This window comes from Bradyrhizobium sp. AZCC 1693, assembly GCF_036924745.1.
GTDB lineage: Bacteria > Pseudomonadota > Alphaproteobacteria > Rhizobiales > Xanthobacteraceae > Bradyrhizobium.
Genome location: NZ_JAZHSD010000001.1, coordinates 3,272,755 through 3,286,273 on the forward strand (window position 1 = coordinate 3,272,755; position 13,519 = coordinate 3,286,273).

The 13,519-nt window shown below is 62.8% G+C and carries 13 protein-coding genes and 1 pseudogene; 6 read left to right on the forward strand and 8 right to left on the reverse strand.

Annotated features, from left to right (window positions below; translation table 11 throughout):
- The first annotated feature begins 36 nt into the window (after positions 1–36).
- Positions 37–1,539, forward strand: coding sequence for a flavin-containing monooxygenase (locus tag V1293_RS15665; RefSeq protein ID WP_334510807.1), 1,503 nt, complete (start codon positions 37–39; stop codon positions 1,537–1,539).
- A 43-nt stretch (positions 1,540–1,582) separates the two neighbouring features.
- On the opposite strand, the gene V1293_RS15670 is transcribed toward V1293_RS15665, so the two are convergent.
- Positions 1,583–2,761, reverse strand: a complete 1,179-nt coding sequence (locus V1293_RS15670; RefSeq protein ID WP_442894244.1) for a methyltransferase — start codon at positions 2,759–2,761, stop codon at positions 1,583–1,585.
- A gap of 175 nt (positions 2,762–2,936) precedes the next feature.
- Here V1293_RS15670 and V1293_RS15675 point away from each other — a divergent pair, with 175 nt between their 5' ends.
- Genes V1293_RS15675 through V1293_RS15685 form a run of 3 tightly spaced genes read left to right on the forward strand, consistent with a single transcriptional unit; the run spans position 2,937 to position 5,756 of the window.
- The gene (locus V1293_RS15675) at positions 2,937–3,986 is read left to right on the forward strand and encodes an aromatic ring-hydroxylating dioxygenase subunit alpha (RefSeq protein WP_334510809.1); all 1,050 of its coding nucleotides are present in this window, start codon (positions 2,937–2,939) and stop codon (positions 3,984–3,986) included.
- 26 nt (positions 3,987–4,012) lie between these two features.
- Positions 4,013–4,765, forward strand: coding sequence for a GntR family transcriptional regulator (locus V1293_RS15680; RefSeq protein ID WP_334510810.1), 753 nt, complete (start codon positions 4,013–4,015; stop codon positions 4,763–4,765).
- Between the two features lie 10 nt (positions 4,766–4,775).
- Positions 4,776–5,756, forward strand: coding sequence for a PDR/VanB family oxidoreductase (locus tag V1293_RS15685; RefSeq protein ID WP_334510811.1), 981 nt, complete (start codon positions 4,776–4,778; stop codon positions 5,754–5,756).
- A gap of 145 nt (positions 5,757–5,901) precedes the next feature.
- On the opposite strand, the gene V1293_RS15690 is transcribed toward V1293_RS15685, so the two are convergent.
- From V1293_RS15690 to V1293_RS15705, 4 genes and pseudogenes are all read right to left on the reverse strand, one after another.
- Positions 5,902–7,551 carry a GMC family oxidoreductase gene (locus V1293_RS15690; protein ID WP_334510812.1) on the reverse strand — a complete coding sequence of 550 codons (1,650 nt, stop codon included), beginning with the start codon at positions 7,549–7,551 and terminating at the stop codon, positions 5,902–5,904.
- A 24-nt stretch (positions 7,552–7,575) separates the two neighbouring features.
- A complete protein-coding gene (locus tag V1293_RS15695; protein WP_334510813.1) occupies positions 7,576–8,169 on the reverse strand; it encodes a GNAT family N-acetyltransferase in 594 nt (197 codons plus the stop codon).
- 200 nt (positions 8,170–8,369) lie between these two features.
- Positions 8,370–9,296 carry an SMP-30/gluconolactonase/LRE family protein gene (locus V1293_RS15700; RefSeq protein WP_334510814.1) on the reverse strand — a complete coding sequence of 309 codons (927 nt, stop codon included), beginning with the start codon at positions 9,294–9,296 and terminating at the stop codon, positions 8,370–8,372.
- A 149-nt stretch (positions 9,297–9,445) separates the two neighbouring features.
- Positions 9,446–9,846: pseudogene (locus V1293_RS15705) on the reverse strand (GyrI-like domain-containing protein).
- A gap of 119 nt (positions 9,847–9,965) precedes the next feature.
- Here V1293_RS15705 and V1293_RS15710 point away from each other — a divergent pair.
- The gene (locus V1293_RS15710) at positions 9,966–11,072 is read left to right on the forward strand and encodes a mandelate racemase/muconate lactonizing enzyme family protein (RefSeq protein WP_334510815.1); all 1,107 of its coding nucleotides are present in this window, start codon (positions 9,966–9,968) and stop codon (positions 11,070–11,072) included.
- Positions 11,073–11,078: 6 nt separating this feature from the next.
- Here the strand turns inward: V1293_RS15710 and V1293_RS15715 are convergent, their stop codons facing one another.
- Complete coding sequence (locus V1293_RS15715) at positions 11,079–11,471, reverse strand: hypothetical protein (protein WP_442894245.1); 393 nt, start codon at positions 11,469–11,471, stop codon at positions 11,079–11,081.
- Positions 11,472–11,654: 183 nt separating this feature from the next.
- On the opposite strand from V1293_RS15715, the gene V1293_RS15720 reads away from it, so the two are divergent.
- Positions 11,655–11,870 carry a hypothetical protein gene (locus V1293_RS15720; protein ID WP_334510816.1) on the forward strand — a complete coding sequence of 72 codons (216 nt, stop codon included), beginning with the start codon at positions 11,655–11,657 and terminating at the stop codon, positions 11,868–11,870.
- Between the two features lie 246 nt (positions 11,871–12,116).
- Here V1293_RS15720 and V1293_RS15725 read toward each other — a convergent pair whose 3' ends face one another.
- On the reverse strand, positions 12,117–12,551 hold the full coding sequence (locus V1293_RS15725; RefSeq protein WP_334510817.1) for a cupin domain-containing protein: 435 nt from the start codon (positions 12,549–12,551) through the stop codon (positions 12,117–12,119).
- A gap of 293 nt (positions 12,552–12,844) precedes the next feature.
- The gene (locus tag V1293_RS15730; RefSeq protein ID WP_334510818.1) at positions 12,845–13,498 is read right to left on the reverse strand and encodes a glutathione S-transferase family protein; all 654 of its coding nucleotides are present in this window, start codon (positions 13,496–13,498) and stop codon (positions 12,845–12,847) included.
- Between the last annotated feature and the right edge of the window lie 21 nt (positions 13,499–13,519).

The following is a 13,519-nucleotide window of genomic DNA, read 5'->3' on the forward strand; positions in this document are numbered from 1 at the left end:
CTTTTCAGAACGACAAACGAAAAAAGAACAGGGAAGATGAACGTTCAAACCCAGATCGACAGGGCTTCGCCCCGCACATCAGAGCATTTCGACGTCCTGATCGCCGGCGCCGGCATTTCGGGCGTTGGCGCCGCCTATCACCTCACCACGCAATGCCCGGGAACGAGCTTCGTTGCGCTGGAAGCCCAGAAGACGTTTGGCGGCACCTGGACCACCCACCGCTATCCGGGTATTCGCTCCGACAGCGACCTGCACACCTTCGGCTACCGCTTCAAGCCGTGGACGACAGCGCCGATCGCGAGCGCCGCCGAAATCCTGAAATACATGGGCGAGGTGATCGAGGAGAACGATCTCGCGCCTCACATCCGCTATCAGCACACCATCACCTCGGCGAAATGGTCGAGTGAGGAAAACCTCTGGACCATCGAAGCCACCCGCACCGACACCGGCGAAAAACTTCGCTTCACCACAAACTTCTTCTGGATGTGCCAGGGCTACTACCGCCACACCGAGGGCTATACGCCGGAGTGGAAGGACATGGCCAGGTTCAAGGGCCCGATCGTCCATCCGCAGAAATGGCCTGACGATCTCGACTACAAGAACAAGCGCGTCGTCGTGATCGGCTCGGGAGCTACGGCGGCGACGCTGATCCCGGCGATGGCCAACGATTGCGCGCATGTCACCATGCTGCAGCGTTCTCCGACCTATTTCCGTACCGGGCGCAACGCGATCGAGATCGCCGAGGAGCTGCGGAAACTGCAGGTCGACGAGACCTGGATCCACGAAATCACGCGGCGGAAAATCCTGTTCGACCAGGATACCTTTACCCGCAAGACGTTTGAGGAGCCGGAAGCGGCCAAGAAAGATTTGCTGTCGGCGGTCGAAGCCTATCTCGGCAAGGACTACGACATCGCGACGCATTTTACGCCAAGGTACCGGCCGTGGCGGCAGCGCATCGCCTTCATCCCGGACGGCGATCTGTTCCAGGGTATCAAGTCCGGCAAGGCCTCCGTCGTCACCGACGAGATCGACCGCTTCACGGAAAAGGGCATCCTGCTGAAGTCAGGCAAGGAGCTGGAGGCCGACATCATCGTCACCGCGACCGGCTTCAACCTCTGCGCCAATGGCGAGATCGAGTTCGCCATGGACGGCAAGCCGCTCGATTTCGCCGATACCGTGACCTATCGCGGCATGATGTTCACCGGCGTGCCGAACCTTGTCTGGGTGTTTGGCTATTTCCGCGCCAGCTGGACGCTGCGCGTCGACCTCGTCGCCGACTTCGTCTGCCGGCTGCTCACGCACATGAAAGCGACCGGCGCGAAAAAGGTGACGCCGCAGTTGCGGCCCGAAGACCACAACATGCCGCTGTTGCCCTGGATCGATCCGGAAAATTTCAACCCCGGCTACATGATGCGCGGCATGCATCTGCTGCCCAAGCGCGGCGAGAAGCCGGAATGGCAGCACAACCAGGACTATTGGGCCGAGAAGGATGAGTTCCCGGCGATCGACCTCAAGGACAAGGCGTTCGTTTACGGCTGAAGCTTGATGGTGAACGCCGAGTGACCCGGTCACTCGGCAGGCCTCAACGAGGACGCGCCTCGATCACGTTGAAGCGGCCGGCCAAATAAGTCGTGACCAGATCGAAGCCGCTCTGGTTGAGTAATTCACGATACTGCTGCTCGGTGCGCTCGAGCCCTCCGGGCCCGCGAAGCATGTTCAGATCGCTCAACGCCTGCTCCCTGTCCTCATCCGCCATGGTTGGCGTCTCCGGCATCAGCCGTTCCACCAGAAGCAGCTTGCCGCCGCCCGGGAGCGCCTTGCGACAGTTTTGCAGGATCGTGATGCTGCGCGTATCGTCCCAGTCGTGAATAATGCTCTTGAGGATGATCGCATCTGCAATCGCCGGCACGGCCTTGAAGAAATCGCCCGCGACGAATTCCACGCGGTCGCCGACACCGATCTGTCTGAGATGCTTGTTCGCCGTTTCGGCACACCGCGGCAGGTCGAAAACGGTTCCGCGCAGTTTCCGGTTTTGCTGCGCGATGGCGCCGAGCAACTCGCCCGCCCCGCCGCCGACGTCCATCAGGTGAGATATCCCGCTGAAGTCGTAGGATTGAAGCACATTCGGTGTGACAAGACGGGTAAGCTCCGCCATCGCCGCGTTGAACTTGTCCACAAGCTCCGGCGTCCGGCCCATCAGTTCGAAGCTGTCTTCGACGCCTTGCAGTTGCGCGCCGGTCTTGCCGGTCATGATGGATTCAAGCATTCCGCTCCAGGATTTTGAAATCAGTTCGGCCTCCAGGAAAGCCCAGCCCTTGAACGAATGCTCGGCGGCGCCATCGAGGCAGGCGCCCACCTCCGTCAACGCATAGCGATCTTCGCCGCTGCGCGAACAGATGCCGATGGTGGAGAGCGCGGTGAGCAAACGTCCCAGCGCCCGTTCGTCTGCGCCGGTTGCCTTGGCGAGCTTGCCAGGCGTCTGCGGTCCGTCGCGCAGCAACTCGGCGAGCCCGAGTCTGGCGGCGACATAGATCGCCGCCGTCACGCGGTGCGACTGGATCAAATCGAAAAGCCTGAGGGCCGATACTTGCGATGACATCGTGCCTCCTGTTGTTGTGGCTGTTGCGAATTCCGAATGTGATCTCCCTGCGGGCTTGCCGAAGCGCTGCCCGAAACGGGATTGGCGCTGCGGCTTTCGCCGGCCATTTGCCGGTGTGAGGCGGCAGTTATTCGCTCCGATGACGCCTGCAAGCATGTCCATTGGAGTTGCGCGCCTCGACCCGCGATCAAGGGTGACGGCTGACCGGAGTTGGCGAAATGATATAGTTCACAGAACTTCTGTATACTTCAACGGTATTTAGATACTTACAATTCGACTTATTTGCCAACCATCTGCAACATATGTATACATATGGCACTCATAAAGGAGTGCAGCCATGCCGTCCTCGTTCCCGCTCAACGCCTGGTACGCCGCCGCCTGGGATGTCGATCTCAAGCACGCGCTGTTTCCGCGCACGATCTGCGGCAAGCATGTCGTGATGTACCGCCAGTCCGACGGCAAAGTGTGCGCGCTCGAAGATGCCTGCTGGCACCGGCTGGTGCCGCTGTCGAAGGGACGGCTCGACGGTGACACCGTCGTCTGCGGCTATCACGGGCTGAAATTCAACGCGCAGGGCCGCTGCACCTACATGCCCTCGCAGGACACCATCAACCCCTCGGCCTGCGTGCGGTCCTATCCGGTGGTCGAACGCCATCGTTTCATCTGGCTGTGGATGGGCGATCCGGCGCTGGCCGATCCCGCACTGGTGCCCGACATGCACTGGAACAACGATCCGGCCTGGGCCGGCGACGGCAAGACCATTCATGTGAAGTGCGACTACCGCCTGGTGGTCGACAATCTGATGGACCTGACCCACGAGGCTTTCGTGCATGGCTCCAGCATCGGCAACGACCACGTCGCCGAAGCCCCGTTCGACGTTACCCATGGCGACAAGACCGTGACCGTGACGCGCTGGATGAAGGGCATCGACGCGCCGCCGTTCTGGGCGGCGCAACTGCAGAAGCCGGGGCCGGTCGACCGCTGGCAGATCATAAATTTCCAGGCGCCCGGCACCGTCAATATTGACGTCGGCGTGGCGCCCGCCGGCACCGGCGCGCCGGAAGGCGACCGCTCGCAGGGCGTCAACGGCTTTGTGCTCAACACCATGACGCCGGAGACCGACACGACGTGTCACTATTTCTGGGCCTTCGTCCGCAATTACCGGACCACCGAGCAGAAGCTGACCACCGAAATCCGTGACGGCGTTGCCGGCATCTTCCACGAGGATGAAATCATCCTCGAAGCGCAGCAGCGCGCGATGAACGAAAATCCGGACCGCACCTTCTACAACCTCAACATCGACGCGGGCGCGATGTGGGCGCGGCGCGTGATCGACCGCATGGTCGCGCGCGAGACCGCGCCGCAGACAGTTCAGGCCGCGGAGTGAGGCCATGAGCCAAGCGGGGTAAGAACATGAGCGAACGCGACGCCGAGCGCTCCGTCTCGCAAACCGTGCGCGCGCAACTCGCGCTGCGCGACATGATCCTGTCCGGGCGGCTGCGCCCGGGCGAGCGCATCTCCGAGCTGCAGGCGGTCGACATCACGGGCGTCTCGCGGACGCCGGTGCGGCTGGCGCTGGTGCGGCTGGAGGACGAGGGTCTGCTGCAGGCGATCCCCTCAGGCGGCTTCATGGTAAAGGCGTTCACCGAACGCGACATCCTGGATTCGATCGAACTGCGCGGCACGCTGGAAGGCCTCGCCGCCCGCTTTGCGGCCGAGCGCGGCGTCAACGCGCGCAGCCTCGAGCCATTGAAGGAATGTCTCGCCGACCTCGACCAACTGGTCCGCCAGGATCCGATTTCGGTCGAAGCCTTTTCCGCCTATGTGACCATGAACGCGCGCTTCCATGCCTTGCTGAACGAACTTTCCGCCAGCGCGCCGCTGATCCGCGAAATCGATCGCGTTTCCGCGCTGCCGTTCGCTTCGCCAAGCGCTTTCGTGATGGCGCAGTCGGCGTTGCCGGAAGCGCATCAGATCCTGCTGATCGGGCAGGATCATCATCGTATCGTGGTCGACGCCATCGAAAACCGCGAAGGCGCGCGGGCCGAGGCCGTGATGCGCGAGCATTCGCGCCTCGCCGCGCGCAACCTGCGGCTCGCGATCCGCAATCGCACGCATCTCGAGCTGATGCCTGCGCTCGCCTTGCTCAAATCGTCAGCCGAATAGGAAAGCGTCCATGCGTTTTGCCGAGCAATGGAGCTGGTGCACCGTCGAATCCATCTGCGACGTGACGCCCACGATCCGCGAAATTCGCCTGCGCCCCGAGAATGGCCGCGTGGCGCCCTACCCCGCCGGCAGCCATATCGGCGTCACCGTGCTGATCGACGGACAGCCCGCGCGGCGCTCCTATTCGCTGGTGGAGAACGGCGATGCCGGCACGTATCGGATCGCCGTACGGCTGGCGCCGGACAGCCGCGGCGGCTCGCGCGGCATGTGGAGCTTGACGCCGGGCGCGCGGATCGAGACGTCAAATCCGGCGTCGCTGCTCGAAATCGACTGGACGAGGAAGAGCTATTGCCTGATTGCGGGGGGCATCGGCATCACGCCGATCACAGGGATCGCAGCCGCCCTGCGCCGCAGGAATATCGACGCCCCCCTGCACTACGCCGTCAAATCGCGTGGCGATGCCGCCTTCCTCGACGAGCTCTCGGCGCTGCTCGGCGACCGCCTGATTGTGCACGCCTCCGGTGAAGGCACGCGGCTCGACCTCGAAGCCACCTTCCGCGCTTTACCGGACGATGCCATCGCCATCATGTGCGGGCCGATGCGGATGCTGGAATCGGCGCGGCGCGCCTGGAACGGTGCGGGACGCGCGCCGGCTGATCTGCGCTACGAGACCTTCGGCTCCAGCGGCCTGAAGCCGACGGCGGAATTCCGCGTGCGACTGAAGGGTACCGACACCGAACTCGTCGTGCCGCAGAACAGCTCGATGCTGGACGCCCTGAACGGCGCCGGTTTCGAGGTGATATCGGATTGCCAGCGCGGCGAATGCGGCGTCTGCGCCGTCGACGTCGTTGCCGTCGAGGGCGAGATCGATCATCGCGACGTCTTCTTCAGCGATCAGCAGAAGCACGACAACCGCAAGATCTGCCCCTGCGTGTCGCGCGCGATCGGTGTCCTTACGATAGATACGCTGTACCGGCCGGAAGCGGCTTAGCATAAGACGCATTTTCCGAAATGGCCCACCGCCCGTCATGGCCGGGCTTGTCCCGGCCATCCACGTCTTTCTTACTGGGTTGAAGCAAAGACGTGGATGCCCGGCACAAGGGGCCGGGCATGACGAGTTTCTATGAGGGCTTACTTCACACGCCAGCCGGCACCGGAAACCTCACCGCCTCCAGCGCGGTCTTGCCGCGGATCATGTCGGAGGCCTTGTCGGCAATCATCAAAGTCGAGGCGTTGAGATTGGCCGAGATCATCCGCGGCATGATCGAGGCGTCGACCACGCGCAGTCCCTGCAGCCCGTGCACGCGCAACTGATCGTCGACCACGGCCCACTTGGCATCCGCCGGTCCCATGCGGCAGGTGCAGCCGGGATGGAACGTGGTGGTGCCGCGCTCGGTGGCGGCGGCGAGGAACTCATCGTCGCTCTGCACCTTGGGTCCGGGGAAATCCTCATAGGCGTAATACGGCGCGAGCGGCTTGGATGCGAGCAGCCGGCGCGCCAGCTTCATGCCGGCGACGACGACGCGGCGGTCGATCTCCTCGACCAGATAGTTGGTCTGGATGATCGGCGGCGCGAACGGATCGGCCGAGCGGATGCGGACATAGCCGCGGCTCTCGGGGCGCTGTTGCCATGAGGCAACCGTCATGCCCGGCTCGTCCTCGAGCTGGCCCTGCACGCCTTCCTTGTAGCTCGCCGGCGTAAAGGTGAGCTGCAGGTCGGAGCTTTCGGTGGTCTCGCCGGAGTGCCAGAAGCAATAAACCATCGTCGGCGACAGCGAGAGCAGGCCGCGCCGTGTCGTCGCCCATTTCAGCGCCTCGACCCAGAGGCTCAGGCCCCGCCGCAGTTCATTGATGGTCCGGATGTTCTTGACGCGCGCGACCGAACGCGGTGCGTAGTGGTCCTGCAGGCCCTCGCCCACGCCGGGCAACGCGTGACGGACCTCGATGCCGTGCGATTGCAACAATTCCGGCGAACCGACGCCGGACAATTGCAGCACCTGCGGCGAGTTGTAGGTGCCGCCGGAAAGAATGACTTCCTTGTTGGCGCGCACCTCGATCGGTGTGCCGCCCTTGCCGCCCCGGAGATAACGCACGCCGACCGCGCGCTTGCCCTCGAAGATGAGGTTGGTGACATGCGCATGCGTGCGCACATCGACATTCCCCCGCTTGCGCGCCGGATGCAGGAACGCCTTCGCGGCGCTGATGCGCAGGCCCTTCTCGATGGTGCGCTGGCAGTAGGACACGCCTTCCTGGATCGCGCCGTTGTAGTCGGGGTTGCGCGGAATGCCGAGGCTCATGGCGCCCTCCATGAAGGCCTCGCAGAGCGGATCCTGCCAGTCCATGGTCGTTACGGTCAGGCTGCCGTCACGGCCGCGATAGGTTTCGTCGCCTTCCCCGACCCGCCGCTCCAGCCGCTTGAAATAGGGCAGGATGTCCGGGTAGCCCCAGCCGCGGTTGCCGAGTTGCGCCCAGGTGTCGAAATCCTGGCGCTGGCCGCGGTTGTAGATATGGCCGTTGATCGACGACGATCCGCCCAGCGTCTTGCCGCGCGGCGCATAGATGCTGCGGCCGCCGGTCCAAGGGCCCGGCTCTTGGCTGTAGCCCCAGTTGACGCTCTTCATGTGGAACGTCTTGATGAAGCCGGCCGGCAGATGAATGTAGGGGTGCCAGTCCGTCGGCCCCGCTTCCAGCACGCAGATGCGGGCCGTCAAATCTTCACTGAGCCGGTTGGCGAGCACGCTGCCTGCGGAGCCCGCGCCGATAATCACGTAATCGAACGTTTCCATTGTCTCGCTTCTGGCGCGGCTTGGTTACCGCGGCTTGTCGTTGAGTTGATAAGTGAGATGCGCCTTTACCGTCGGCCATTCGCTGGCGATGATGCTGTAAACCACGGTGTCGCGCAACGTGCCGTTCGGTGCGATCTGGTGGCTTCTCAGGATACCGTCCTGCTTGGCGCCCAGACGCTCGATGCCGCGCCGGCTCTGGTGATTGAAGAAATGCGTGCGGAACTCTACCGCAATGCAATTGAGCTGCTCGAAAGCGTGCGTCAGCAGCAGCAATTTGCATTGCGTATTGAGCGCGCTGCGCTGCACGCGCTTGGCGTACCAGGTAGAGCCGATTTCGACGCGGCGGTTGGCGGCATCGACGTTCATATAGGTCGACATGCCCGCGACCTTGCCCTTGGCATCAAACACCGTGAACGGCAGCATCGTGCCGGCCGCGAACAGGCCGAGACGGCGGTCGATTTCCTTTTTCATGTTTTCGGCGGTCGGGATGGCGGTGTACCAGAGCTTCCACAGCTCGCCGTCCTTCACGGCTTCCACGAGTCCGTCGATGTGATCGTACGACAGCGGCTCCAACCGCGCGTACTCGCCGCGAAGGGTAATTGGTTCAAGAAAGGCCATTCAGTCCACTCCTCTTCTCCATCGTCGTTGCGAGGAGCGATAGCGATCTATCCTCTGTCATTCCGGGATGGTGCGCTAGCACCAGACCACAGGTGCGCAATTTGCGCACCGGGGAATCTCGAGATCCTCAGATGCGCAACTGCGCATCATAGTTCGATGCTTCGCATCGCCCCGGAATGACGATTGCGTTCTCGCAATCGTCACTTGTTCAAAAAATTCAGCGCCAGCCCCGGCCGCGCCCAGTCCATCGCGATCAGTTCGCCCTTGCCCGACAGCGTGATGTAGGCGGTTTTCAGTTCAGGCCCGCCGAAGGCGATGTTGGTGGTGACGCGGTCGCCGGTCGGCACCTGCTCCACCAGCGTGCCGTCGGGCGCGATCACGGAGATACAGCCCGACACCAGCGTTGCGACGCAGACATTGCCGTTGGCTTCCACGGCAAGCGAATCGAACATCTGGTAGCCGCCCAGCCCCGCGATCGGCTTGCCGCGCTCGCCGCGATAGATCACGTCGCGCGGCTTGATGGTGCCGGGCTCGGCGATTTCGTAGGCCCACAGCCTCGCCGTCGGCGTCTCCGCGATGTAGACCGTTTTCTCGTCCGGCGACAGGCCGATGCCGTTGGCGGGCAGCACGCCATGCACGGCCTCGACGATCTCCTTCATGCCGGGCTTGAGATAATAGAACGCACCGACATCCATCTCGCGGGCGCGGCGCTTGCCGAGATCGGAGAACCAGAGCCCGCCATGCTTGTCGAATACCAGATCGTTCGGCCCGCGCAGCGCATGCTCGCCGCATTTGTCGACGACGGTCTCGACCTTGCCGCTTTGCATATCCACGCGCTGGATCGAGCCGCCCAGATAATCATCCGGCTGCTGCCCCGGCATGATCATCTTGCCCGTCGGAATCCAGCTGAAGCCGCCATTGTTGCAGATGTACATCTTGCCGTCGGGCCCGAGGGCTGCGCCGTTGGGGCCGCCGGGAATTTGCGCGACCACATCTTTCCGCCCGTCGGGATAAATCCGCGTCAGCCGCTTGCCCCGGATTTCGACCAGCACCACCGAGCCGTCCGGCATGACGACCGGGCCTTCCGGAAACTCCAGATCGGTGGCGAGAACGCGGATATCGGCCATGAATCCTCCCGGCTTGCTTTTGGCTGCAGGCGGATTTTGGCTCGACCCCGCACGCGCAACAATTGGTTACGCCATGTTATGGCAAAGTCGATATCGCTTGCCAAGCAACCGCGGGCAATCCCGCGGCGCAGGGCAGCATTGCGGTGATGCTATTCACTCACCGGAATCCAGATCTCCAGCCCGCCATTGCCGGTGGCCGGATCGAAGTTTTCGTCGTAGCGCTCAAAACTCGGCGCGTCGGCCGCTTTCATGCCTGATACCGGCAGCCAGTGATTCCAGATCGTGTTGATGGTGCGGCGAATGGTCGAGATGTGCTGTCCGCATCCAGCGCAAGGCTGAGAATGTCGGGGGCGCCTGCCGCGAGCGCCTGCGCGGCCTTGCTGAGCCGGCGGGCACGCACATAGCGCATCACCGAAAACCCGGTGGCGGCGGCAAACGCCCGCACCAGATGGAAGCGCGAGACGCCGGCAGCGCCGGCGAAGTCATCGAGCGTCAGCGGTTCGGCGAGATGGCTTTCGATGTACCAGAGCGCATTCTGGGCCGGATTCATGACTGACAGCTTTCCTACGAAGCGATCCGATTATGATCGCTCGCGTCGCGCTTCATTTGACAATCCTTGCTCTCCGTTCCTGCCGCTGACAATGTATCGGAGCGCGATTGGAGGGAACCATGCTGATCACCAACGTCCGGGCGCACCATATCCGCATTCCCTATGACGCCGGGGTGGCGAGCTTCAAGCAAGGCGCATCTGCAATCTCGGCGCTGGAAATCGTGATGATCGAGGTTTCCACCGACGCCGGCATCACCGGCTGGGGCGATGCCTTTGCGTATGTCTGCCCACGAACAACATACACTGCCATCGAGGAAATGATTGCGCCGCAGGCACAGGGCCTCGAGGTTCCCGACGCCGCAGGCATTCCCGCCTTCATGGAACATATCCAGCGCAACCTGCATCTGTTCGGCCGCTATGGCATCACCATGTTCGCGATATCGGCGCTCGATATCGCGCTGTGGGACCTTGCCGCAAAGGCGAAGGACGTGCCGTTGCATCGGCTGATCGGCGAGGTCAGGCGCGCGCGGATTCCCGCCTATGCGAGCCTGCTGCGGATCGGCAAACCCGAGCTGATTGCAAGCGAGTGCGAAACGGTGCTGCGGCGAGGTTACAAGGCGATCAAATTGCATGAGACCACAACGCCCGCGGTATTTGCCGCGCGGCAGGCGATCGGTCCTGGCATTCCGTTGATGGTCGACCTGAACTGCCCACTGGATGGTCCCGCCGCGATTGTATTCGCGCATTCCTGCCGGGACGCTGCGCCGATGTTCCTCGAAGAGCCGGTCTGGCCGCCGGAGGATTTTGCAACGCTCGCCGAAGTGCGGGCCAAGGGCGGGCTCAACGTTGCGGCCGGCGAGAATGCGTGCACGGTTCATCAATTCAGAGAGATGATGAAGGCGGGCGCGGTAAGCCACGCGCAACCCTCCGTCATCAAGGTCGGCGGCATCACCGAATATCTGAAGGTCGCAGCACTGGCCGACGAATTCGGCATCAGGCTTGCGCCGCATTCGCCCTATTTCGGGCCGGGCTTGCTGGCGACGCTGCAGTTGATGTCGCTGCGCGACGACGCAAGTTTCGTCGAGGTGTTTTATATGAAGCGCGCCGCATGCCTGTGGCGTGGCCGCATCGATGTCGATGCCAATGGCGATGTCGAGGTGCCCCAGGGGCCCGGCCTTGGGCTTGAACCGGACAAGGCCGTCATGGAGCAATACCGGATATCGTGACTGCCGCTACTTTGTGCCGTCCTTTGCCGGCGCTGCATCCTTCGCAGCAGGCGCTGCATCCTTCGCCACGGGCGCTGCGGCCTTCTTCGCGTCTTCCGCCGCCTTTTGCGCCGACTGCAATTCAGTGACCACCTTCTGCAGGCCAATGACCGCGCCCTTCAGCGCCTCGATCTGCCGGTTGGAGGCGTCGATCTTCTGCTGATGATCCGTGGTGAGTTTTGTGATGGACTTCTGCAGGAAGTCGACATTGCTCTGCAGGCAAGAGGTGCGGCGCTCCATCGTCTTTTCGACGGTGCAGATCTCGATGCCGGGAACGTCCTGCGCGTGAACGGTCACCGGCAGTGACGCCGTCAGCAGCGCGAAAGCGGCGAAGGTGTTCCTGGCCATCGGAGCAATCATCCAAATCCTCGTTTCAAGTGCATCTGGCACGGGGAACGTCCATCACGGCAATTTGCACGAAGCAGACCCCCGACCCCGGTGATACCATACTGATACCTCATTCAGGCGCTGTGCTTCATCCTGTTAACGATGGATGGATTTTGCCGCGCGCCTCAAACGGCCGCGGCAATGGAGATTGATTGTATGGCAACGCGTGAAAAGCGGCTGGCGCAGTTCGACGGGAACGGGGCTCCGCCGACGGACCAACCGGTGGAAGTTCTTTGCGAGGATCACAGCGGAACCTATCAACTGCCCTTTGCCTGCCGCTGGATCGATGGCCAATGGCGCAATGACAGGACCGGCGGCATGGTCGAGGCCACGGTGGTCGGCTGGCGGCTGCCGCGCTCCAGCGCGATGTGAGCATTCGCGCAACCGAAACAGGCCCCTCGCATTGTGCCAGAATGCGACGGAACCGCGCGTGATCTTTACGTTCGGAACGGCGATGGAACGAATCGCGCCCGAATCACTGATCTAGCGCCGTACTCCGTTGTTCACGGCTAGATGTCGTCCGCAATCCGAAGCGGCGCACCACATCCAGCACCACAACAATCGGCCGCAGCCAGCGGCCGACGACAAAGGTTAATTCCTCAGGCGACGACATGGCGGTCACTTCCAGGGGGTCGGCTGCGGCACCTTGTCGACGGCCGGCGGCACGTCGACGGTCTTGAAATCGGCCGGGCTGACGATCTCAAGGTACTCCATGTCTTCCGAGTAGTCGTAGAGGTAGTGCGTGATGCCGGGCCGTTGGTGGACGACGTCGCCGGCCTGCACCAGGGTCGACTTGTCCTCATACATGAAGCGCGCCCAGCCCTTGGTCATGATCACGATCTGAAATTCGCATTCGTGCTTGTGCCAGCCGGTGCCCTCCTTGGGCGGCAGATCGGGGTTGGCCTTGACCAGATGGCAGATCACCTGCCCTCCGGTGGCATCGGCAATGCCGAGATCGCGATACAGGAAGAAGTCGCGCAGACCCCCGCCCTTGAATTCGGTATCGCCGGGTTTGACGTGAGAGAATTTGCTGACGACAGCCTGCTGGTTCATTGAAGCCTCCACGGTTCTTGTTCGCGAGATCGCGATCAGGCGAAGAGCGTCCAAATTTTCGGCAGCGTCGCATCGTCGCGTTCACGGCTGCATGCTGCTATGCGAAATCCGCGCCAGTCGCGCTGCAATGCAGCGATCGCCGGCGAAGCATTTGGCGGGAGACTGGAATCCGCCATCAGCGCGGTTGGCCATGGCCGCGGGACAAGAGGCGCGCCAACCGAAGCTGGCTGCGGCGTGACCTATCCTGCCCGAAGCTTGAGCCCTTCAATCGGGCAAGGCGGCGCGCGGCCTGCCTAATATTCGACCTCGAGCTCTTCGATATCGGCGGGCTCGGCCCTGGCGGCCTCGATCCATTCCTGCATCTCCGGCATCGCCATGATGGTACTGGCGTAGGCCGCAAGGCCGGGTTCGAGTTTCACGTCATAGGTCATGAAACGGGTGACGACGGGCGCGTACATCGCATCCGCCATAGTGCGTTCGCCGAACAGGAACGGGCCGCCGGACTCGGCGAGGCATTCGCGCCAGATGGTGCAGACCCGGTCGATATCGGCCTGTGCGCGCGACCAGATCTTGAAGCCGGGGAAATGGCCCTTCAAATTGACCGGCAGCGAGGCGCGCAGCGTGGTGAAGCCCGAATGGATTTCGCCGCAGATCGAGCGGCAATGCGCGCGCCGGATACGGTCCGCCGGCAACAGGCCGGCGTCCGGCATGACCTCGTTGAGATATTCCCCGATCGCCAGCGTATCCCAGATGGTCGCGCCCTCATGGCGCAGGCACGGCACCAGGATCGACGACGACAGCAGCAGGATTTCGGCCCGCGCCGACGCATCGTCGGGGGCGGTCACGACCTCCTCGAACTCGAGCCCTGAGAATTTCGCCAGCAGCCAGCCGCGCAGCGACCAGGACGAGTAATTCTTGCTGCTGATGGTCAGTGTGGTCTTCGCCATATGGCCTTCCCTCGAACCCCC

Coding starts and splice junctions, on each gene's coding strand:
- V1293_RS15665 (WP_334510807.1), top strand. CDS start 37: ATGAACGTTCAAACCCAGATCGACAGGGCTTCGCCCCGCACATCAGAG.
- V1293_RS15670 (WP_442894244.1), bottom strand. CDS start 2,761: ATGGACATGCTTGCAGGCGTCATCGGAGCGAATAACTGCCGCCTCACA.
- V1293_RS15675 (WP_334510809.1), top strand. CDS start 2,937: ATGCCGTCCTCGTTCCCGCTCAACGCCTGGTACGCCGCCGCCTGGGAT.
- V1293_RS15680 (WP_334510810.1), top strand. CDS start 4,013: ATGAGCGAACGCGACGCCGAGCGCTCCGTCTCGCAAACCGTGCGCGCG.
- V1293_RS15685 (WP_334510811.1), top strand. CDS start 4,776: ATGCGTTTTGCCGAGCAATGGAGCTGGTGCACCGTCGAATCCATCTGC.
- V1293_RS15690 (WP_334510812.1), bottom strand. CDS start 7,551: ATGGAAACGTTCGATTACGTGATTATCGGCGCGGGCTCCGCAGGCAGC.
- V1293_RS15695 (WP_334510813.1), bottom strand. CDS start 8,169: ATGGCCTTTCTTGAACCAATTACCCTTCGCGGCGAGTACGCGCGGTTG.
- V1293_RS15700 (WP_334510814.1), bottom strand. CDS start 9,296: ATGGCCGATATCCGCGTTCTCGCCACCGATCTGGAGTTTCCGGAAGGC.
- V1293_RS15710 (WP_334510815.1), top strand. CDS start 9,966: ATGCTGATCACCAACGTCCGGGCGCACCATATCCGCATTCCCTATGAC.
- V1293_RS15715 (WP_442894245.1), bottom strand. CDS start 11,471: ATGATTGCTCCGATGGCCAGGAACACCTTCGCCGCTTTCGCGCTGCTG.
- V1293_RS15720 (WP_334510816.1), top strand. CDS start 11,655: ATGGCAACGCGTGAAAAGCGGCTGGCGCAGTTCGACGGGAACGGGGCT.
- V1293_RS15725 (WP_334510817.1), bottom strand. CDS start 12,551: ATGAACCAGCAGGCTGTCGTCAGCAAATTCTCTCACGTCAAACCCGGC.
- V1293_RS15730 (WP_334510818.1), bottom strand. CDS start 13,498: ATGGCGAAGACCACACTGACCATCAGCAGCAAGAATTACTCGTCCTGG.